The organism is Nocardia yamanashiensis NBRC 100130, assembly GCF_001613325.1.
Classification (GTDB): domain Bacteria; phylum Actinomycetota; class Actinomycetes; order Mycobacteriales; family Mycobacteriaceae; genus Nocardia; species Nocardia yamanashiensis.
The window spans coordinates 1-21,599 of sequence record NZ_BDCD01000039.1; the positions used below are offsets into that span (position 1 = coordinate 1).

Sequence of the window (21,599 nt, forward strand, 5' to 3'; positions counted from 1 at the left end):
ACCGCTGACACGGCGGCGTCCGCCTCGGCCTGGGCGGCATCGGTCTCCGCGGCGTCGGCCACCTTCGCGGCGGCGCCGGCGGCGAGCGCGGCTTCCGCCGCCGCGTTCTCGGCGGCGGTCAGCAGCTGCGCGGCGGTGGCCACCGTATCGGCCTCGGTCGCACTACCGGCCTGCGCCAGTTCGAGATTCGCCAGGTCCGCGGCGTGCACGGCATCCTCGACGGCCGCGTGCGCGGCATCCTCGGCCTGGTGTGCGGCCATCGCCATCGCGACCGGGTGGGCCCGTTTCGCGGCGGCCTGCTCGGCCTTGTGCTCGGTCTCGTGCTCGTCCTTGTCGGCTTCGGCCTTCTCCTCGACCGGAGCCTCGGCGACCGGCGCGGTTTCGGCCGCGGCATTGCGATCCTTGCGGCGGCGACGCGAACCCTCACGACGGCCCACGCCCTCGCCTTCGGCGGCCGGAGACGCCTCGACGGGGTAGTTGTGCACCAGGATGCCGCGGCCGTGGCAGGTCTCGCAGGTGGTGGAGAACGCCTCGACCAGGCCGGTGCCCAGCTTCTTACGGGTCATCTGCACCAGGCCCAGCGAGGTGACCTCGGAGACCTGATGGCGGGTACGGTCGCGGCCGAGCGCCTCGGTGAGGCGGCGCAGCACCAGGTCCCGGTTGGATTCCAGGACCATGTCGATGAAGTCGACGACGATCATGCCGCCGATATCGCGCAGGCGCATCTGGCGGACGATCTCCTCGGCCGCCTCCAGGTTGTTACGGGTAACGGTCTCTTCGAGATTCGACCCGCCCGACCCGGTGAACTTGCCGGTGTTCACGTCGATGACGGTCATGGCCTCGGTGCGATCGATCACCAGGGTGCCGCCCGAAGGCAGCCACACCTTGCGGTCGAGGGCCTTGGCCAGCTGCTCGTCGATGCGCAGGCTGCCGAACACGTCGACGCCGGTGCCCTCGTAGCGCTCGACCCGGTTCAGCATGTCCGGCGCGACCGTGCGGACGTAGTTCTCCACGGTCGTCCAGGCGCGCTCGCCCTCGATGATCAGCTTGGAGAAGTCCTCGTTGAACAGGTCGCGAACCACCTTGACCAGCAGGTCGGGCTCTTCGTACAGGGTCTTGGGCGCGCCCGAGCCCTGCTTCGACTGTTCCTCGATGGTGCGCCAGGTGGCTTGCAGCCGTTCGACATCGCGCGCGAGTTCGGGCTCGCTCACGCCTTCGGACGCGGTGCGGATGATGACGCCGGCGTCCTGCGGCACGATGTCGCGCAGGATCTCCTTGAGCCGCTTGCGCTCGGTGTCGGGGAGCTTCCGCGAGATGCCGGTGGAGGTGCCGCCCGGCACGTACACCAGGAAGCGACCGGCCAGGCTGATCTGCGTGGTCAGGCGAGCGCCCTTGTGGCCCACCGGATCCTTGGAGACCTGCACCAGGACGGTGTCACCGGGCTTGAGCGCCTGCTCGATCTTGCGCTCCCGGCCGCCGAGTCCGGCGGCCTCCCAGTTCACCTCGCCCGCGTACAGCACGCCGTTGCGGCCGCGGCCGATATCGACGAACGCGGCTTCCATGGACGGCAGCACGTTCTGCACCTTGCCCAGGTACACATTGCCGACCATCGAGGCCGAACCGGTGCTGGTCACGAAGTGCTCGACCAGGATGTTGTCCTCGAGCACCGCCACCTGGGTGGTGGAGGTCGGGTGTTCGGCGAAGTGCTTCTCGCGCACCACCATCACGCGATCCACGGCCTCGCGGCGGGCCAGGAACTCGGACTCGGTCAGGATCGGCGGGCGGCGGCGACCGGCTTCGCGACCGTCGCGGCGGCGCTGGCGCTTGGCTTCCAGGCGGGTCGAACCGCTGATGCCCTGCACCTCGTCGGAGGCGGCGGCAGCGGCCGCGGCGCGGCGCTTGCTGCGCGGTTCGCGCTCGTGCACGACCGTGTTCGGCGGATCGTCCTCGGCGGCTTCGGGCTCGTTGTCCTCGCCACCCTTGCGGCGGCGACGGCGACGGCGGCGACGGCTGCTCGAGCCCTCCGGCACGGCGGCCGAATCCTCGTCGTCATCGGTGTCGTCGCCGGATTCGTCGGCGTCGGTGGTGTCGGCGGTGACCGTCTCGTCGGTCTCGCCGTCCTCCGAGTCATCGGATTCGCCGTCGGCGTGCTGTTCGCCACGGCCCCGGCCGCGACCACGACGACCGCGGCGGCGCCGGCGCGAGGTGCCCTCGCCGCGCTGCTCCCGGTCCTCGCCGTCCCAGTCGCCGTCGTCCTCGGTCTCCTCGACCGCGGGCTCCTCGACGACCGGAGCAGCCTCGGCCACCGGCTCTTCGGCCTTGACCTCTTCCGCCTTGGCCTTGCGGTCGGCGCGGCGCTTGCGGCGCGTCTCCTCGATGGCGGCGGCGTCCGGCGACAGGAACAGCGGCGCGGCCACAGCGGCCGCCGGCTGATAAGTCACCGGCTCCTCGGCCTGCGGCGCGGCCTGGAAGGGGTTGTTGAACAGGGAGGGCTGGCGCGCGGGCGGCGCGGGTTCGACCGCGGCCTCGGCCGCTTCGACTTCCTCGGCGGCCAGTTCGTCGGCGGCTCGGTCGTCGCCGGCGGCGATGGCCTCCTCGACGCTGGTCTCGACGATCGGTTCCGGATCCGCGGGCGTGGCCTCGACCGTGCGCGGCCCGAAGGCGTCACGGACGGTTTCGGCGACGGTGCGATCCAGACTCGATTGCGGACTGCGTGCCTGAGCGCCCATTTCGGTGAGATGGGCCAGGATGCGTTTGCTGGTTACGCCCAGCAGCTTCGCCAGTGCGTGCACTCGGATCCGTTCCGGCAACTGTTCGGCAGCCGGATTGGTGTCGGTCGGATCTTGACCGATACCAGCGGCCTCCCCTGCGTTCACCTGCGATGCTTCTTGCGGCTCTTGATCGGCCACGAATTCTCCTCGGAGACCCCCGGGCGCGTCCCTCCGAGGAGTGACGCGGCCGACGCGGGGGCGCTGTCTGTGGCGCCTCGAACCCGGGAGGGCACGAGACGAAATGGTCTCCGCTCCGCGTGGCCCGGGTGTCACCTGTGTTGTCGTCGTTCGGGCTTGCTGGCCACGCAGTGCCTGGCTGTTCGGCTCGACTTCGCGTTGCGAGCGTTCATCCAGCGTGCCTGTCCGACAGCCGAGTCTTGGAAGCCGTCGGCGGCAGCGATGATCGTCCGTCGCTCCGCGATGTCAATCGGAGGTGTCCGTTACCTGCCGCAAACGGTGGGCGTCGGTCACTTCCGTAGCCAGTATCCCACACGACCTCGGGGCGTCGCGCCCGCGCGGGCTTTCAGGGCTCGTCGCGCGTCGTGAGAAGGACAACTCTCGTGACTCTCAGGGGCACGCCCTGAAACCCCGAAAGCAGGGGTTGAAACGGGGGGTCCGGGGGCAAAGCCCCCAGACCTTCTTCCCGTTCGGGTCGGGGGCGGGCCCCCGGAGTGCGGCTCGCTACTGCGCGAAGCCCGGGAACCAGATGGCGATCTCGCGCTTGGCGGATTCGGGCGAGTCGGAGCCGTGGACCAGGTTGTACTGGGTCTCGAGGGCGTAGTCGCCGCGGATGGAACCGGGGACGGCCTTCTCGACCGGGTCGGTGCCGCCGGCGATCTGACGGAAGGCGGCGATGGCGCGGGGACCTTCGAGGACGGCCGCGACGACCGGGCCCGAGGTGATGAATTCGATCAGCGAGCCGAAGAACGGCTTCTCGCGGTGCTCGGAGTAGTGCTCGACCGCCACTTCCTCGGAGACGTTCACCTGCTTCAGGGCGGCGATCTTCAGACCCTTGCGCTCGATGCGGGTGATGATCTCGCCGATCAGGCCGCGGGCAACGCCGTCCGGCTTGATGAGTACCAAAGTCTGCTCAGTCACGCGGTTCAGCCTAGTGGGCAGGTTGCCCGATCAACGATTCAGGCTTCGGTCATCCGCTGGCTGGGCAGTGCGCCCGCGTCCATCTTCTTCTTGACGTCGGCGCGCAAAACCAGGATGAACAGCCACACGGCGAGGAACACCACGGCGATCACCAGGATCGAGATATGGATGAATCCGCCTGCGAGCAGCGCGAACTGGAGCCCGAGGTTGAACCAGAGCGCCCACGGCTTCCGCTGCACGCCGGCGCCCAGGAACATGATCACGGCCAGCCCGACCAGGTACAGCACCGACCACCACCGCAGTCCGCCGCCGACCTGCGCGACCACCGGCAGCGCGAGCAGCACGGTGATCGCCTCCAGCACGAGGGACCCGGCCATGACGCCGCGCAGACCCTTCCACGGATCGGTGGCGGGCGCGGGCACCTCGGGCGTGGCGTCGGAGGTCATGCTGTGTCCTTTCGAGCGTGAGCGGGGCGCTGCGTGGTTACGCTGCGCTGCCTCCTTCGCGCCTGACCGCTCACGCTGGGTCCTTTCCGAACAGGCTGCGGGCCGCCCCGGCGGTGACGACCGATCCGGTGATCACGATGCCCGCGCCGGAGACCAGTTCACCGTCGTCGCCGTCTTCGGCGAGATGGATGGCGGTCTCGATGGCGTCGGCGAGGTCGTGTGCCACGGCCACGCGTTCGTCACCGAACCGCTGCACCGCCAGGTTGGCCAGATCGTCCACGGGTAGCGCTCGGGGGGAACCGTTCTCGGTGACCACGATCTCGTCGAAGACCGGTTCCAATGCGTCCAGGATGCCACCGGCGTCCTTGTCCGCCAGCACCGCGATCACGCCGACCAGTTTGCGGAAGTCGAATTCGCTGGTCAGGGTGGCCGCCAAAGCCTGTGCGCCCTGCGGATTGTGGGCCGCGTCCAGGAAGATGGTCGGCGCGCTGCGCATCCGCTCCATCCGCCCCGGGCTGACGGCGTTCGCGAATCCGGCTCGCACGGCATCGATATCGAGCTGCCGCGAGGACCCCGCCCCGAAGAACGCCTCGACCGCGGCGAGCGCCAGCACCGCATTGCGGGCCTGATGCTCACCGTGCAGCGGCAGGAAAATGTCGTCGTACACCCCGCCCAGGCCCTGCAGTTCCAGCACCTGCCCGCCGACGGCGGTGCGCCGCGCCAGCACCTGGAATTCCGAGCCTTCGCGCGCGACCGCCGCGTCGACCTCGACGGCCCGGCGCAGCAGCACGTCCATGACTTCGGGTTCCTGCTGGGCGATCACGGCGACGGTGTCGCGCGGCACCAGCCCGTCGTCCACGGCCTTCTTGATGATCCCGGCCTTCTCCCCCGCGATGGAGGTGAGGTCGGGGCCGAGGAAGTCGGTGTGGTCCAGCCCGATCGGGGTGATGACGGCGACCTGCCCGTCGATCACGTTCGTGGCGTCCCAGCGCCCGCCCATCCCGGTCTCCACGACCGCGACGTCCACCGGCGCTTCGGCGAAGGCCGCGTACGCCATGGCGGTGAGCACCTCGAACTTGCTCATGGCCGGCCCGCCCGCCGCCTTGGACCGTTCGTCGATCATCTCGACGAAAGGCTGGATCTCCCGGAAGGTTTCGACGTAGCGCCCCGGCGTGATGGGTGCGTTGTCGATGGCGATCCGCTCGGTGGCCAGCTGCAGGTGCGGGCTGGTGATGCGCCCGGTGCGCCGGTGCAGCGCGGTGAGCAGCGAGTCGATCATGCGGGTGACCGAGGTCTTGCCGTTCGTGCCCGCGATGTGAATCGCCGGGTACCCCTGCTGCGGCGAGCCGAGCAGGTCCATCAGCGTCGCGATCCGGGTGAGTGACGGCTCGATCTTGGTTTCCGGCCAGCGCTGGTCGAGTTCGGCCTCGACCAGGGCCATTTCGGCGAGGTCGACCGGGGAGGTGCCGCTGGTCAGCGGCTGCCCCTCCTCGGCGTACCGGCGCTCGTCGCCGCTCACTTGGCTTCCGCCAGCTTGGCGATTTCCGCGAGCCGCGCGGTGATCCGCTCGACGTCGGTCTCGGCGATCTCCTTGCGCGCCTTGATCTTCTCGACCACCTCGTCGGGCGCCTTCGCCAGGAAGCCCTGGTTGCCGAGCTTGCCGGTGGTGGTGGCCAGGTCCTTCTGCGCGGCGGCCAGGTCCTTCTCCAGGCGGCGGCGTTCGGCGTCGAGGTCGACGGTCCCGGAGGTGTCGATCTCGACGGTCACCGTGGCATTGGTGAGCCGGACCTCGAGCGAGGCGGTGGCGGCGAAGTCGGCGCCGGCCGCGGTGAGCTTGGCCAGGTTGGCGATGGAGGTCTGCTGGTCGAGCAGTTCGGCGGCGTCGATGCCGATCAGCTTGGCGGCCACCTTCTGCGAATCGGCCAAGCCCTGGTCGGAGCGGAAGCGGCGGATCTCGGTGATCAGCTTCTGGGTGTCGGCGATGCGCCGGGCGGCGTCGGCGTCGGCGGTCGCGCCGGAAGCCTGCGGCCAGGCCGCGACGACGATGGATTCGCCCGCCGCGCCGTCGGTCAGTGCGCGCCACAGCGATTCGGTGACGAACGGGATGGCCGGGTGCAGCAGCCGCAGCACGGCGTCGAGCACATTGCCGAGCACGATGCGGGTGGACTCGGCGCGTTCCTCGGATTCGGCGAACTGCACCTTCGCCAATTCCAGGTACCAGCTGCAGAATTCGTCCCACGCGAAGTGGTAGAGGCCCTCCAGGGCCTTGCTGAACTCGTACCGGTCGAGAGCCGAATCCACTTCCGCCACCACCTCGTCGAGGCGATCGAGGATCCAGCGGTCGGTGTCGGTGAGGGTGTCGCGCGCGGGCAGCTCACCCGGCTGCGCGCCGTTCATGAGCGCGAACTTGGTGGCGTTGAACAGCTTGGTGACGAAGCTGCGCGAGGCGGTCACGTGCGAGGTGCCGACGGACAGGTCGCCGCCCGGCTGCGCACCGCGCGCGAGGGTGAATCGCGTTGCGTCCGCGCCGTATTCGTTGATCCAGTCCAGCGGGTCGATGCCGTTGCCGCGCGACTTGGACATCTTCTTGCCGTGTTCGTCGCGAATCAGCCCGTGCAGGAACACATCCCGGAACGGCACCTGCTTCTGCTGCGGATCCTTGCCCGCGGTCAGCACGGCGTCGTCGGAGACGAACATGCCGAACATCATCATGCGCGCCACCCAGAAGAACAGGATGTCGTAGCCGGTGACGAGCACGCTGGTCGGATAGAACTTGGCCAGCTCGGGCGTGGCGTCCGGCCAGCCCATGGTGGAGAAGGGCCACAGGCCGGAGGAGAACCAGGTGTCGAGCACGTCCGGGTCCTGCACGTAGCCCTCGGGGGCCTGCTCGTCCGGGCCGACGCACACGATCTCGCCCTCGGGGCCGTACCAGATCGGGATGCGGTGGCCCCACCACAGCTGGCGCGAGATGTTCCAGTCGTGCATGTTGTCGACCCATTCGAACCAGCGCGGTTCCTGGCTCGGCGGATGGATGACGACGTCGCCGTTGCGGACGGCGTCGCCCGCGGCCTTGGCGATGCCCTCGACCTTGACCCACCACTGCATGGAGAGTCGCGGTTCGATGGGTTCGCCGGAGCGCTCGGAGTGCCCGACCTGGTGCTTGTACGGGAACTTGCGGTCGACGATGCGGCCTTCGGCTTCCAGGCGCTCGCGGATCTTCAGCCGCGCCTCGAACCGGTCCATGCCGTCGAATTCGGTTCCGCTGTCGGCGATCTTGCCGGTCTTGTCCATGATGGTCGGCATGGGCAGGCCGTGGCGCAGGCCGAGCTCGAAGTCGTTGGGGTCGTGCGCGGGGGTGATCTTCACTGCGCCGGAACCGAATTCGGGATCGACGTAGTCGTCGGCCACGATCGGGATCTGGCGGCCGGTGATCGGGTGGTAGACGGTGGTGCCGATGAGCGCCTTGTACCGCTCGTCGTCCGGATGCACCGCCACCGCGGTATCACCGAGCATGGTCTCCACGCGGGTGGTGGCGACGATCACGTACGGTTCGTCGTCGTTCATCGACCCGAAGCGCATGGACACCAGCTCGCCGTCCACCTCCTTGTGATCCACCTCGAGATCGGAGATGCCGGTCTGCAGCACCGGCGACCAGTTCACCAGCCGCTCGGCGCGGTAGATGAGCCCCGCGTCGTAGAGCCGTTTGAAGATGGTCTGCACGGCACGCGAGAGCCCGTCGTCCATGGTGAAGCGGTCGCGGCTCCAGTCGACGCCGTCGCCGAGGCGGCGCATCTGGCCCTGGATCTGGCCGCCGCTCTCACGCTTCCAGTCCCAGACCTTGTCGACGAACAGCTCGCGCCCGAAGTCTTCCTTGGTCTTGCCGTCGACGGCGAGCTGCTTCTCCACCACGGTCTGGGTGGCGATACCGGCGTGATCCATACCGGGCAGCCACAGCACCTCGTAGCCCTGCATGCGCTTGCGGCGGGTGAGCAGGTCCATGAGGGTGTGGTCGAGGGCATGGCCCATGTGCAGGGTGCCGGTGACGTTCGGCGGCGGCAGCACGATCGAGTACGGCGGCTTGTCGCTGGATGCATCGGCGGTGAAGTAACCGGCGGCTACCCACTGCTCGTACAGGTCGGCCTCGACGTCACCGGGATTCCAGGACTTGGGGAGGGCATCGGCACGATTGCGTGGGTTCTCAGAGGCTGCGCTGGTCACCTGGCGATTCTAAGGGGCGGGATTCTGCCACCTCTACCGGGTTTTGGATAGCCGAAGAGCGGGGCTTTCGGCGGATGAGGGACACCGAAAGCCCCGCCCTCGTGATTCAGCCTACCGGGGATTCGGGCGGAGGCGGCGAATCCATAAGCAATTCTCAGGTTCTGACCCAAATGGGCCAGCCTAGGCCATTTTTCGTTGCATCGACGTTGCGTTCGACCACTGTATTTCCGTGATTCACAGTGTGATTGCACAGTTTTCATGCCGGTCGGTCGGCAAGTTGGACATCGGTGCGGACCACCGCAACCCGGCGCGAGGTGGATTTCAGTGAAAACTCAGGGAATTCCCGGTTGCCGGAAGCGATTTCGCAGCCAATCCTGGAAAAGGTGAACCCCCCGCTCGACTCCGGATCCGCACCCGCCGCCGTCACCCGCTTCCGCCCGCACCGCCTGCCGTCCCGCCGCCCCGGAACGCGCGTGGTCACCCCGCGCCGGGTGCACGACCTACGCGGCGACGCCGTCTGCGAGCTGCGCTACCCCGCGACCGCGGCCGTGATCTTCTCGGGGGTGCCGGGCGCGGGTAAGAGCACGGCGCTGCGCAAACTGTTCGGGCTCACCCCGGAGAGCATGACGCCCACCGTGAGCAGGCACGGTGCGGTGCTGCTGGATTCACAGCACTCTCGGAACTGGTGGCAGCGGCGGCTCACCCGGGTGCCGTATCCGCTGCTGCTGCCGATCGTGCACGTCACGCACTATCTGCGGATCCGCCGCGCGCTGCACCGGGCGGACGGACCGGTCGTCATCCACGATTGCGGCACCCGGCAATGGGTGCGGCGCCTGGTGGCGGCCTGGGCGCGCACCGGCGGGCGGACCGTGCATCTGGTCATGATCGATGCCCCCGCCGCGCACGCCCTGGCCGGACAGGTGTCGCGCGGCCGGGAGGTCGGGCGGATCAGCTTCCGGCTGCACTATCTGCGCTGGCAGCGGCTGGTGAACCGGGCCGCCGCCGGCGTGAAGCCGCACCCCGCTCCCGAGTCGGTGGTGATCCTGGATCGGGCGGCGGTACGCGAGCTGCGCGCGGTCTCCTTCGCGGCCTGAGCGGTCGCTCACCATCGGGCGTTCGGACCGGAAGCCGTGTCCGATTCGCCCGGTCAGCGGGCGTGTGCGAACCCACACCGCCGCGCCCGCGTGAGCTGAGCCGCAATCCCCTTGCCAGCTCCACCTGCGGTGATGTGTTCTGGCTATCCGGCTGGCGCCAGTCGTCCTCAGTTCCGACGCAGTACCCGACAACTCCTCCAGGGACACCACCGTCCCTCCCCCCGGAAAGAGAGTCACCATGCGCGTTCGAACCATTACCGTCACCGCCGCGCTCGCCGGGGCCACCATCGCCGGAGCCATCGCCGCCGGAACCGCCTCCGCCGCAACGCCGTTCGTCATCCCGCAGGCCGGAGCCGCCGGAGTGGAACTTTCCCCCGGCGAAACCCGCGCCCTCGCCGACAGCCCGATTCCCGCCCTCGCCGACCGCTACGCCCCCACCGGACTGGTCACGGTGGGCGTGCAGTCCGATTCCAAACTCCCCCAGGACGATTACAGCGTGTACGCGGGCCTGCGCGACATCGTGGCCGAGGCCGCCGATCGCCCGGGCGGCGCAGTCGACCTGATCGTCGATTCGGAAGGCGTTGTCCTGCTCCAGGACTGGTGAGACCCGCGGCCGTTCCACTGCGGCCGCTCCGAAATGCCAAGCGCCCCGCACCTTCCCGGTGCGGGGCGCCTTTTGTCGGCCGGCCCGCCTATGGCGGAAACGAAACAGTGTGGGTGCGTCGGGTGCCGTCCCCGACTGTGGTCCCCCTGGCGAGGTGCCGTCATCTCACCTTCCGGCGTCGTTCCGACCGTTGCCGACCTCTCGAGCAAAGAGCAAAGGACATCGGGGTTGAGTGGCACAGCAGTGAGGGGGTTTTCCGGCGTGTCGCCGCACTCATGTGCCGTTGATCATGAAGGGATTTGGTGGGCTGTCGGCTAGACCAGTACTTCCAATGCTGCGCGGTGCGCTTCGAAGGTGGCGGGGAGGTGGCCGGCCGGGTCGCCGTCGGCGGTGGCCGGGGCGTTCGGGGCGGTCAGGGTGATCGTGGAGGCGCGGTATTGGACGGTGGCGGGGTGCTCGATGCGTTTGCCCGCCGACAGCGCCGGGAGGAGTTTGAGCATGTCCAGGCGCGGCATGGCGCCGACCACGGTCAGGTCCAGGAGGCCGTCGTCGAGTTCGGCGTCGGGGGTGATGAGCATGCCGCCGCCGTAGGTCTTGGTGTTGCCGACGGCGACCATGACGGCGTCCAGTTCGATGACGGTGCCGTCCGGGTGGTCCGGCGAACCGTGCAACTCGATCTTGTAGGGCACCGCGAGCTTGCCCGCGAGTTCGATGACCGCGGCCAGGGTGTAGCGCAGCGGGCCCTTGGGCCAGCGCATGTGGTTGGCGCGCAGGGTGACTCGGGCGTCGAGCCCGGTGCCGGTGACGGTCGCGAACCACATGGGTTCGGTCGCGTCCTGCGCCTGCACCGTGCCCAGGTCGATGGTGCGGGTCTTGCCGCGCAACACCGTATCGACCGCGGCGGCGGTGTCGTCCGGGATGCCGAGCTGGCGGGCCAGGTCATTGCCGGTGCCGCCGGGGATCAGCCCGAGCGGCACATCCTTGCCGACCAGCCCCTGCAACACCACGCAGACCAGCCCGTCGCCGCCCGCCGCCACCACCGCGTCAGGCCGGGCGTACGGATCGGCGAGCGCTTCCCGCACCAGGCGGATGGTGTCGGCGGCCGAATCACCGCGCAGTTCGGTGACTTCCACGTCCCGCGCGGCGAAGGCGTCGGCCGCCGCGATCGCGACCTGCGCGCCCTTGCCCTGCCCGGACAGCGGGTTCGTCACCAGCGCGACGGAGCGAATCTTTCTCACGGGATGAGCTTCCCAGGATTGAGGATGCCCGCGGGGTCGACCGCGTTTTTCACCGCCCGCAACACCTGAACGCCCAGGTCGCCGATCTCGTCGGTCATCCACGGCCGATGATCCGCGCCGATGGCATGGTGGTGGGTGATGGTCCCGGACGCCGCCACGATGGCATCGCCCGCGGCCCGCTTCGCCCGCGCCCACTGCGCGATCGGATCCGCGCCCTGCTTGGCGACGATGGTGAAGTACAGCGACGCCCCGGTCGGATAGGTGTGCGAGATATGGCACATGACCAGCGCCGGCGCCCCGCCCTCGGTGAGCGAATCGACCAGCGCGGCGGTCACTTTCGCCTTCAGATCGGCCAGATTGGACCAGCTGGTGGCGGTTTCGAGGGTTTCGCAGAGAATCCCGACGTCCAGCAGCGCGTCCCGCAGGTACGGCGCGGAGAACCGCCCGTGCTCCCACTCGGCGGCGGGCTGTTCGCCCAGCGCGGTGCCGCCGGCGGCCAGCAGCAGGGCGTGCGCTTCGGCGCTGCGCGCGGCGACGTGCGCGGCGGTGCCCTCGAAGGTGGTGACGGCCAGGCAGCCGCCGACGGCCGCGCCGCCGACGTCTCCGGCGCGGGCCAGGTTGAGCCCGGTTTCGGCTTCGTCGGACAGTCGCATGACGGTCGGGGCGGCGCCGGTCTGGATGACGGTGCGCAGCGCGTTCGCTCCGGTGGTGAAGTCGGGGAACGACCAGGCCTGGTAGGCGGTGGTTTCGGGGACCGGGTGCACGCGCAGGGTGACCTCGGTGATGATGCCGAGGGTGCCTTCCGATCCGGAGAACAGCTCGCGCAGATCGGGTCCGGCGGCGGAGGCGGGTGCGCGGCCCAGGTCGAGAGTGCCGGTGGGCGTGGCGATTCGGAGGCGCTCGATCATGTCGTCGAAGCGGCCGTAGCCGGCCGAGGCCTGCCCGGAGGACCGGGTGGCGGCGAATCCGCCGATGGTGGCGAACTCGAAGCTCTGCGGGAAGTGCCCGAGCGAAAAGCCCTGCTTGCCAAGGAGTTCCTCGGCCTGCGGGCCGGACAGCCCCGCGCCGAGGGTGGCGGTGCCGCTGATCGGATCCATTTCGGTGAGGTCGTTCAGCCGCCCCAGATCGATGGCGATGACGGCGTCGAACGCGCCGCGCACCGGGTCGAGCCCGCCGACGACGCTGGTGCCGCCGCCGAACGGAACCACGGCGATGCGGTTGGCGGAGCAATATTCCAGTAGCGCAAGCACTTCGGCGTGATCGGCGGGGAAGACGACGGCGTCGGGCGCGTCCTGCGTCCCATCGGCCCGGCGGCGCAACAGATCCGGGGTGGATTTACCGCCCGCGCGAAGCAGCCGATCGCGGTGGCCGATCGAGACGTGCTCCGCTCCGACCACCGCGTCGAGCCCGGCATGCTGGTCCGGAGTGAGCGCGGAGTCACGCAGCGGCACGTCGCCCTCATCGCGACGGGTCACCGGTTCCCCGGACACCCCGAATACCTGCGCGAGCAGTCCCCGAATCTTGTCCGGCAACGGTTTGTGTCCGGACGGGGAGCCCCAGGCGTCCCACACCATACTCGCGCGGACCTGCGGCTCGCCCGGGTTTTCCGTCGATGTGGCTGCTGCTCGTTCTTCGACCATGCGTTACAGTCTGACATAGAATGTCAAGTAGTAACGAGAACCTAGGTGGTGAGCCCATGACCGAACCATTGTCCGGCGTCGATCAGGCGATCCTGAAGGCTGCGCGCGAAGCCGTGATCGAGTTCGGCGTGAAGCGCACCACCCTCACCGAGGTGGCCAAACGGGCCGGGGTCAGCCGCCCGACCGTGTACCGCCGCTGGTCCCATACCGGCGCCCTGGTGGCGGATCTGCTGGTGCTGGAACTACGCGAGATCGTCTGGGCAGCGGTCCCCGCGACGGGCCCCAGCCGTACCCGCTTGGTCACCGCGGTCACCGAGGCTTCGGCTCGGATGCGCGCGAATCCGGTGTTCGGCAAGATCTTCCGCGCCGACACCGATCTCATGCTCACCTACGTCTTCGAACGCCTGGGCCGCAACCAGCGCAAGCTCATCACCCTGTTCACCACCGTCATCCAGGAAGGCCAGCGCGACGGGTCGATTCGCGCCGGCGAACCCCGCCACATGGCCACCATGCTGCTGCTGATCACGCAATCAGCGGTGCAATCGGCCGGCACGGTGGCGGATTGGCTGGACGCGGAGCACCTGGATATCGAGCTCGCGCACGCTGTCGACGCCTACCTGATGCCTTCCGCGACAACGCAATAGACGTCCACGCCCACTCCGCCGTTGCCGTCATCCCATGACTCCCGGCTCACGTCCACCTACGACCGTTCTCCACTTGTTTCCGCCCGCTCATCGAAAGGTCCTGCCATGACCGGTAATTCGGCTCAGCACAGTTCGGCATTGAATCGCGAACGGCGACAGCGGGAGCTGAGCGCGCTCGGCGACGGTCAGGCCATCGACGTCCTGGTGATCGGCGGCGGCATCACCGGCGCCGGCGTGGCCCTGGACGCCGCGTCGCGCGGGCTGCGTACCGTCCTGGTGGAGAAGCGCGACCTGGCGTTCGGCACCAGCCGCTGGAGTTCCAAGCTGGTGCACGGCGGTCTGCGCTACCTGGCCAGCGGCGGGGTGGGCATCGCCCACGAGAGCGCGGTGGAACGCGACATCCTGCTCACCCGCACCGCCCCGCACCTGACCCGCGCACTCCCGCAGGTGGTGCCGCTGCTTCCGAATGTCGGCGCCGCGCAGAAACTTCTGGTCCGCACCGGCTTCCTGGCCGGTGACGTCCTCCGCCGCACCGCGGGCACCTCGGCCTCGGTACTGCCCCGCTCCCGCCGCGTAGCCGCCGCGGAGGCCCTGCGCTACGCACCGACCGTGCGCCGAAACGGCCTGCGCGGCGGGTTGATCGCCTGGGACGGCCAGCTGGTCGACGACGCCCGCCTGGTGGTGGCCATCGCCCGCACCGCAGCCGCGCACGGCGCCGCCGTCCTCACCCGCGTGGAAGCCACCGACGTCACCGGCACCGCCGCCACCCTCACCGACCGCCTGACCGGCGAAACCCTCACCGTCACAGCCCGTTCGGTCATCAATGCCACCGGCGTCTGGGCCGACCAGGTCGACCCCAGCATCGAACTGCGCCCGTCCCGAGGCACCCACCTGGTCTTCGACGCCGCGGCCTTCGGCGGCCTCTCCGCCTCCCTGACGGTCCCCATCCCCGGCAGCACCAGCCGCTTCGTCTTCGCTTTCCCCGCCGCGCACAACCGCGTCTACCTGGGCCTGACCGACGAGGAAGCCCCCGGCCCGGTCCCCGACGTCCCGCACGCCACCGACGCCGAAATCGACTTCCTCCTGGACACGGTCAACACGGTCCTGCGAGAACCTCTGACCCGCAATGACATCCGAGGCACCTTCGCGGGCCTGCGCCCCCTCCTGCGCACCGGCGCCGACAGCACCGCCGACATCTCCCGCGAACACGCCGTCCTGACCTCCCCCACCGGCGTGATCACCGTCGTCGGCGGCAAACTCACCACCTACCGCAAGATGGCCGAAGACACCGTCGACGCCGCCATCGCCCACTCGAAGCTCCCCGCCGCCGTCTGCCGCACCCGCGATCTCCCCCTGGTGGGCGCGGTCTCCGGCGCAGCCCGCGACCGCATCCAAGCCCCCACCCGCCTGATCGAGCGCTACGGCAGCGAAGCCCCCACGATCCTGGCCCTAGCGGCGGAAAACCCCGACCTGGCCACCCCCGTAGCCCCCGGAATCGACGTAACCGCAGCCGAATTCACCTTCGCCGTCAACTATGAGGGCGCCCTCGACCCCGACGACCTCCTCGACCGCCGCACCCGAATCGGCCTGGTCCCCGCCGACCGCACCGCCGCCACCCCCACCGCAGAAGCCCAGTTCAGCACCACCAGCCACTAACGCACCCACCCCAAAAGTGAAACACCAACCCGGGAAAGTGCCCCTCCCATGATCAACGGCACATGAGCGAGGCAACACACCGCCGACCCCCTCACTCATGTGCCACTCAACCCATTCCCCCCGGTACCTCGGCTCGAAAAGGCGACAACGGCCGGAACGACGCCGGAAGGCGAGGCAACGGCTCCCATCAGGGGGACCACAGTCGGGGACGGCAGGCGAAGCGACCCCACTATTCCGTCAAATCCCTGGTTACGCCCACAAGGCAGCGATACGAGCGGCCTCGGACTTGCCCTGGGCGCGACCACATTCGGCAGCCGGAACCCGAGTGACCGTGTCCAGCGGATTGGTGCCGAACGACGCCAGAGAGGGTTCGTCGGGACGGATCACCTCCACCCGAGAGCCGCCCTCACGCAGCGCCGCCACCTCACCCTCCAGGAACACATCCGGATTGGCCGCGATGATGAGGATGCGCTCCGCACCGGTGGCGTAGTCCGAGTTCGTCGAGGTCCGGACGCCGCCGTCCACGTACCGGGTGCCCTCCAGCGACACCGGCGGCCAGACCATCGGGACGGCGGAACTGGCCGCCACGGCATCGATCAACGCGACACCGGAGTTGCGGTCGAAGGCCCGGGCCGCGCCGTCGGCGGCGTCCACGGCAATGACCAGCAGGTCGCGATCCGGCCAATCATGAACGGGAAGGCGGGATTCGATGACGGCGCGACGCTGGGCCTCCGGGATGGTGTCGGCATCCAGGGCCGCCGCGGCCAGGCGACGGCTGATCTCGACCGGATCGCCCGGCGCCTGTTCGGCGATGGCGCTCCACACCGCGACCATCAGGGTGAGCGGATCCCCGGGCGGCACGATCTCATGGCTCTGCAAAGCCGGATCGACCTGGCGCGCGAACAATTCGGCGAAGCTCAGCCCACTGCTCAACTGCACGGCCACATTCGAGCCCGCCGAGGTGCCGAGCAACAGATCCGCACCGCGGACATCGACACCGGCATCCGCGAGGCCCACGACAATGCCGGTCTCCCAAGCGATCCCGGCCACTCCCCCGCCGCCCAGCACCAATGCCCGCTCGTGCGCCATGCTCGCTCCACTCCGCTCGGAAAGACCTGTCATCCGAATCTAGCGCGAGCCCCCGACAACGCTCACCCGAAGACGTTGCAGCCCGATCCGGTGCTCAACCCCGTACCGGCCGTGACATCGACATACGGGAACACCTCGGTACCCGCCCGGTTCTGCTGGAAGATCTGCAACCGATGCGCGCCGGTCGTGGCCGGCTTCCACTGCGCCTGCGCCAGCCCGCCCGACGGATACGCCCACGCGAACGGCACCGCATTGTCGTAGAAGATCACCGGCGTGGACGGGTCGTCCACATAGCCGTTGACGGTGTAGGAACAGCCCGTCCCGTAATTGGTGGCCGACCCGAACGAAATCCCCGGTTCCACCCCGACCCGGGTCCCCGTGGCGGCGGCCGGTCCCGCCGAGACGGTGAGCGCCGCCGCGGCCAGCCCCACGGCGATAGCGAACGAACGAGCCCCGGTGGTGCGGCCCGCGGTACCGATGATCGTGCCCATCATGATTCGGTCCTAATCCGTACTGCCGGAGCCGGGTGCACCGGCACGATCCTCCGATCCTCACCCCCGCCGCCCGATCCCGCTACGCATTACCCCAATTCCGTCGCCCGTGTCGGATTCGCGGGCGGAGCGCTGCGCCGAGCGGGCCGGGCGTCCTATGCTGGGCTGCGACGTTGTGAGCGCCGGCAAAGGAGGCGCCCATGGGGCGGATTCCGACCACAGTCACGCTGGTCCGAGGGGAGGGCCTGGTCGCCAGATTCGGGAATGTGATCATTCTGGTCTCCGGTGAAAGTCCTTCCACCGAGCGGATTCTCGGTGCGGCCGAGACAGCCGCCAAGTCCGGCGATCCCGGCGTGGCGATCGCACAGCGGCTGGCCGCGACCGTGTTCAGCGGCGGTTCCGCGCACCCGCCCGATTTCGGGGTGATCGCACCGACCGCCGGAGGCCTGCTGGTGCTGCTGCGCGGCCCGATCCGCGCCCTGGTCAACGGCCCCGAAGGCACCCGCCAATGGTCCGGCGAACGCGCCATGACCTGGGCCGACGAAATCATCCGCGACCCGATCCGCCGCCTCACCGTGGCTCCCGACGGCGTCGCCACCACCGAGATCCCGCACACCGATCTGCGCTCCGGCGTGGTCCCCGCCGGCGGTTTCATCGTGCTCGCCCCGCCCCGGGGCGTCAGCGCCGCGCCCAGCTCCACCACCGGTGTCCTGAAGCAGCCCGATCTCCCCGACGCGGGCGTGCACCATTCCGACGCGGCCGCTCGCACCGCCGACGCCCCCGGCAGCCATCCCGGCCCGCCGGTCCGGCGCGAGGCGCCGGAGTCTCCGGCGCATCCGGGTGGGCAGCGGCGCACGCCAGCGCGCGCAGCCACGGAGGACCGGCCGCAGGATGGCGTGACGGACAAGAACGAGGCAGCGGATGTGCTGGCCAAGCGCACCCGGGCGACCCAGCCCGGAGTGGGATCCGCGCCGGAGACGCAGGTGATTCCCGAAGTTGATCCGGTTGCCGCGGCCGCTCCGGATATGCGGAAGGGGGCGAAAGCGGGACAGCGCGAGGATGATTCGGCCCGGCCTGGGAAGCGTGCCGATCGTCCGGATCCGGCCGATCAACCGCCGACCGCCGCCTTCGACGCGAGCGCGGCGGCAGCCGAGGAAGCGCCGCCGGAAACGAGCGCGATGCCCGCCGCGGTAGGGGTGCTGGGTTCACCGGAGGGCGCGGTGTATCCGCTGGACCGGCCCTATGTGCTCGGGCGGGATCCGATGATCGACGAGTCGGTGCGGCGGGCGGTGGCTTCGCCGATCGTGATCCCGCGCGACCGGCATGTGTCGCGGGTGCATGCCTATCTGTCGGTGGAGGCCGGGAAGGTCCTGGTCCGGGATGCTTCCACGCCGGGCGGCACGTTCGTCGCCGCGCCCGGTGCGCAGGATTGGATCCGGGTGGGTCAGAAGGCCACCGAATTGCCGCCCGGCTGGAGCTTGCGGATCGGCGAGCGAGTGTTCACCTTCCGGGCGGAACCATTGCGGCGGTGAGGTTTTCGCCGGCGAGCGCCGACCAGTCGCCGGCGTGCAGATCGGCCAGCGACCACGGGGAGATGCGCAGGCGAGCGCGGACCGCTTGCTGGGCCGCCGCGACATCGGCGGGGTGATGGCCGAGCACGGTCGCGCCGACCACGTATTCACCGGAGAGGATGAGCCGCCGATACGAGTGCTCGGACGGGCGGTCGATGACGATCACCCGGTCGCGCGGTCCCGGCTCGGACCGGCCGATGGTGAACAGTTCCAGCCCGACGCCCTTGAGGATGGTGGCGGGCGTTTCCGCGCTGAGCACCTGGTCACCGCCGAGCGCATTGACGGCGGCAGCCTGCGCTTGTTCGGCCGCGATCGGCCACAGCCCCAATACGCGGTCCCGATGTTCGGCCACATCACCGGCCGCGTACACGTCCGGCGCGCTGGTGCGCATCCGGTCGTCGACCAGGATCCCGCGTCCCACCGCCAATCCCGCGCGCCGGGCCAGCTCGATATCGGGCCGGATGCCGGTGGCGGTCAGGAACACCTCGCACGGCACGGTCGTACCGTCCTTCAAGACCGCGGCGCGTACTCCGGGATCGCCGGTCAGCCGGGCGGTTTCGGCCCGATGCCGCACCTCGATCCCGCGCCGGACGAAATGCCCCAGCACGATGGCGGAGCAGCGTGGATCGAGCTGCTTGCTCAACAGCCGCTCGCCGCGTTCCAGCACCGTCACCCGAAGTCCCAGCTGGTGCAAGGCGAATGCGGCTTCGAGACCGAGCAGGCCGCCGCCCGCCACCACCGCGCGAGTGCAGCCGCGCTGCTGGGCGTAGGCGCGAATCCGGAGCGCGTCGCCCGCCTCGCGGAGCACGAAACTACCCGGCCTGCGCAGTCCTTCGATATCGGGCAATGCGGCGCCCGCGCCCATGGCGAGAATCAGCCGGTCGTACGGCAGCACTTCCCCGGTGCCGAGCCGCACCCGCCGCGCCCGGGTATCCAGCGTGGTGGCAAGGGTATTGAGCCACGGTGTGATGCGGTGCTCCTCGTACCAGTTCTCCGGCAGCAGATGCAGGCCCTGCATGGCGGATCGGCCGTAGACCAGCCGGGAGATGCCCATGCGGTTGTAGAAGTCGTGCGCTTCCCGCCCCACCAGGTGGATTTCGCACTCCGGGTGGCCGCGCCGGAGGAAATCGGCGGCGGTGACACCGGCGATGCCATTGCCGACGACGACCACGCTCACCAGGGAGCGATCGAAATGCACCGGGGTGTCGGTGTTTCCGCTGCCCGGCTGCAGCGTGAGCGCGACTTCGACATCGCCGCCGGTCACCCGCGCACAGCAGGCCATGCGGGTGTTGTCGGCGAAACCCAAGCGGCGCAGGGTGTTCCGTTCGTCCGCGGTCGGTTCGCACAGGTTGTCCGCACCGCCGAGCACCGCGACCGGGTCCGCGCCGCACACGCCCATCCGGCAGCCCGCTTCCAATGGCAGGGCGCCGTGTTCGGCGATGTCGAGCAGGCTCATGCCCAGGTCGGCGGGGATTCGTGTGGGTCCGGGTTCGAACAGCACCGAAGCCGGTGCGGTGATGAGGTTTCGGGGCGCAGGGCGGGTGCGCGGGAAGGGCAGCAGGACGGGAGCGGTGCGGGTGCCGGTGTGCTGAGCGTATTGGAGGGCGGTGATCTGGGTGCGCGCCAGCCAGATCAGGGTGGCGATGAATACCGCACCGCTGATCAACCAGTGCAACCAGGAGGCGGCGATGCCGGTGATGGTGGTGAACGCGCCCGCCAGGACCGATCCGGCGAACCAATAGAAGATGTCCAGGGCCGCAACCGAATACCCCGCCGTGAGCAGGGCCGGGCTGAGGTCGGTCAGGGACTCCAGGGCGAAGTACACGCCGACGGCCGCCAGCATGGCGATGCCGAGCACCGCGTAGCGCTGCACGATCGACAGTTCGGGATGACCTGTGACGGTGAAGAATCCGAGCACGAACCCGGGTAGCGCGGCGGCGAACAGTTTGCGCGGGGCGCTCCAGCCGCGATCGGTATCGGCCAGATCGGCGAGGTAGGCGGCGCGGGGTTTGTAGTCGTAGCAGTTCTTGGCGCAACCGACACAGGGGCGGCAGTGATTGTTGGCGACGGTGACGAAAGGCGTTCGGCCATAAGCACGTTGCAGCGGGAACAGCGGGCAGATGGTGCTGCACCAGCCGCTCTTGCCTTTGAACGCGACTCCGCCGGTGAATGCCGCGAGAGCGACCAGGGCCAGCACCGCTGCGGTCGCGACGCCGCTGCGATCCAGACCGGCGAGCCGGGAACCCGCGATGCCGAAGAACAGGGCTACGGCCAGCAGGAATCCACGCTCGCGGATCCAGCGGGGCGCGGTGGCGGCGCGGGTGAAACCCAGCAGGCGGGGCAGCTGATTGGTGGCGGCGAGCGGGCAGACATTGCGCCACAGGCCCGGTGCGAACAGGAACAGGCCCGGGAGCAGGGGGACGATCACCTGGAACATGACGAACAGCCCACCGGCCGGGCGCACCAGCAAGGCGATGATCAATGCCAGGTAGATGGCCATGCTGCCCACCCGCACCACCTGCCAGAACCGCAGCGGGATATGCGAGGGCAGTTCGGTGAAGACAGGGAACAGATTCCGCTGCCCGGTCGAATCGATGCCTAACAGCCGTTCAGCCCACACCACAGCCGCCGATGGAGCCGTCTCACCCGGCGGCGGTGGCGGAGCATCGGCCGATTCGGGCATGAGATTCGTTGCGGCACTGGTGTAATCGGTCGGCTCATGGTCGGGCGTGCGCAGCACGATGATCTCGCTACGCCCCAGCCGCAGCACATCCCCCGTCGCCAGCACCTGCCGCCCGTCCAACGGCACCCCGTTCACGGTGGTCCCGTTGCGGCTCCCCAAATCCACCGCCGACAAGGCCGTGGGCGATGGCACCAGCCGCAGATGCTGCCGCGAAACACCGTCATCGGCAAGCACTTCCCCGCCCCGACCGCGCCCGAACAGCACCGGCCCGTCGAGCACCAGCCGCCGCACCGGCCGGCCCCATTCCCTGATCTCGATCAGCGGCTGCCCAGCCATATCCCCGCCTGCCTCTCCAC

Annotated in this window: 15 protein-coding genes; 5 read left to right on the forward strand and 10 right to left on the reverse strand. The window is 69.4% G+C overall.

Features of this window, described 5'->3' with window-relative positions; all coding sequences use genetic code 11:
* The 5 genes from NY1_RS35570 to NY1_RS35590 form a co-directional block, all read right to left on the reverse strand.
* Positions 1–2,810: translation initiation factor IF-2 N-terminal domain-containing protein (locus tag NY1_RS35570; RefSeq protein ID WP_157762673.1), on the reverse strand; the 2,810-nt coding region annotated here is incomplete at its 3' end.
* Positions 2,811–3,452: 642 nt separating this feature from the next.
* Positions 3,453–3,869, reverse strand: a complete 417-nt coding sequence (gene ndk / locus NY1_RS35575; RefSeq protein WP_067721574.1) for a nucleoside-diphosphate kinase — start codon at positions 3,867–3,869, stop codon at positions 3,453–3,455.
* A 38-nt stretch (positions 3,870–3,907) separates the two neighbouring features.
* The gene (locus NY1_RS35580) at positions 3,908–4,315 is read right to left on the reverse strand and encodes a DUF4233 domain-containing protein (RefSeq protein ID WP_067721575.1); all 408 of its coding nucleotides are present in this window, start codon (positions 4,313–4,315) and stop codon (positions 3,908–3,910) included.
* Positions 4,316–4,385: 70 nt separating this feature from the next.
* Positions 4,386–5,834 (reverse strand): bifunctional tetrahydrofolate synthase/dihydrofolate synthase, encoded by a 1,449-nt coding sequence (gene folC, locus NY1_RS35585; RefSeq protein WP_439956061.1) that lies wholly within the window; start codon positions 5,832–5,834, stop codon positions 4,386–4,388.
* Positions 5,831–8,533 (reverse strand): valine--tRNA ligase, encoded by a 2,703-nt coding sequence (locus tag NY1_RS35590; RefSeq protein WP_067721576.1) that lies wholly within the window; start codon positions 8,531–8,533, stop codon positions 5,831–5,833. The genes folC and NY1_RS35590 overlap by 4 nt, the downstream gene beginning before the upstream one ends.
* A gap of 383 nt (positions 8,534–8,916) precedes the next feature.
* Between NY1_RS35590 and NY1_RS35595 the strand changes: the two genes are divergently transcribed.
* Both NY1_RS35595 and NY1_RS35600 read left to right on the forward strand, forming a co-directional pair.
* A complete protein-coding gene (locus NY1_RS35595; RefSeq protein ID WP_233434629.1) occupies positions 8,917–9,627 on the forward strand; it encodes an AAA family ATPase in 711 nt (236 codons plus the stop codon).
* Between the two features lie 238 nt (positions 9,628–9,865).
* Positions 9,866–10,231: a hypothetical protein gene (locus NY1_RS35600; protein ID WP_067721577.1), complete on the forward strand. Its 366-nt coding sequence runs from the start codon at positions 9,866–9,868 to the stop codon at positions 10,229–10,231.
* Between the two features lie 314 nt (positions 10,232–10,545).
* Here the strand turns inward: NY1_RS35600 and NY1_RS35605 are convergent, their stop codons facing one another.
* Together NY1_RS35605 and NY1_RS35610 are read right to left on the reverse strand one after the other, a co-directional pair.
* The gene (locus NY1_RS35605; RefSeq protein WP_084535962.1) at positions 10,546–11,469 is read right to left on the reverse strand and encodes a diacylglycerol/lipid kinase family protein; all 924 of its coding nucleotides are present in this window, start codon (positions 11,467–11,469) and stop codon (positions 10,546–10,548) included.
* Complete coding sequence (locus tag NY1_RS35610; RefSeq protein WP_067721578.1) at positions 11,466–13,043, reverse strand: FAD-binding oxidoreductase; 1,578 nt, start codon at positions 13,041–13,043, stop codon at positions 11,466–11,468. Before NY1_RS35610 ends, NY1_RS35605 begins: the two co-directional genes overlap by 4 nt.
* Positions 13,044–13,165: 122 nt before the next feature.
* On the opposite strand from NY1_RS35610, the gene NY1_RS35615 reads away from it, so the two are divergent.
* Together NY1_RS35615 and NY1_RS35620 are read left to right on the forward strand one after the other, a co-directional pair.
* On the forward strand, positions 13,166–13,753 hold the full coding sequence (locus NY1_RS35615) for a TetR/AcrR family transcriptional regulator (RefSeq protein WP_233434630.1): 588 nt from the start codon (positions 13,166–13,168) through the stop codon (positions 13,751–13,753).
* A gap of 105 nt (positions 13,754–13,858) precedes the next feature.
* The gene (locus tag NY1_RS35620) at positions 13,859–15,409 is read left to right on the forward strand and encodes a glycerol-3-phosphate dehydrogenase/oxidase (RefSeq protein ID WP_067721580.1); all 1,551 of its coding nucleotides are present in this window, start codon (positions 13,859–13,861) and stop codon (positions 15,407–15,409) included.
* 249 nt (positions 15,410–15,658) lie between these two features.
* On the opposite strand, the gene NY1_RS35625 is transcribed toward NY1_RS35620, so the two are convergent.
* Positions 15,659–16,498: a patatin-like phospholipase family protein gene (locus NY1_RS35625; RefSeq protein ID WP_084535964.1), complete on the reverse strand. Its 840-nt coding sequence runs from the start codon at positions 16,496–16,498 to the stop codon at positions 15,659–15,661.
* A 62-nt stretch (positions 16,499–16,560) separates the two neighbouring features.
* The gene (locus tag NY1_RS35630) at positions 16,561–16,992 is read right to left on the reverse strand and encodes a hypothetical protein (protein WP_157762669.1); all 432 of its coding nucleotides are present in this window, start codon (positions 16,990–16,992) and stop codon (positions 16,561–16,563) included.
* A gap of 197 nt (positions 16,993–17,189) precedes the next feature.
* Between NY1_RS35630 and NY1_RS35635 the strand changes: the two genes are divergently transcribed.
* On the forward strand, positions 17,190–18,521 hold the full coding sequence (locus NY1_RS35635; protein ID WP_067721583.1) for an FHA domain-containing protein: 1,332 nt from the start codon (positions 17,190–17,192) through the stop codon (positions 18,519–18,521).
* Here NY1_RS35635 and NY1_RS35640 read toward each other — a convergent pair.
* Positions 18,490–21,579 carry an FAD-dependent oxidoreductase gene (locus NY1_RS35640; RefSeq protein WP_067721584.1) on the reverse strand — a complete coding sequence of 1,030 codons (3,090 nt, stop codon included), beginning with the start codon at positions 21,577–21,579 and terminating at the stop codon, positions 18,490–18,492. The two genes, NY1_RS35635 and NY1_RS35640, sit on opposite strands and share 32 nt — an antisense overlap.
* Positions 21,580–21,599: the final 20 nt, after the last annotated feature.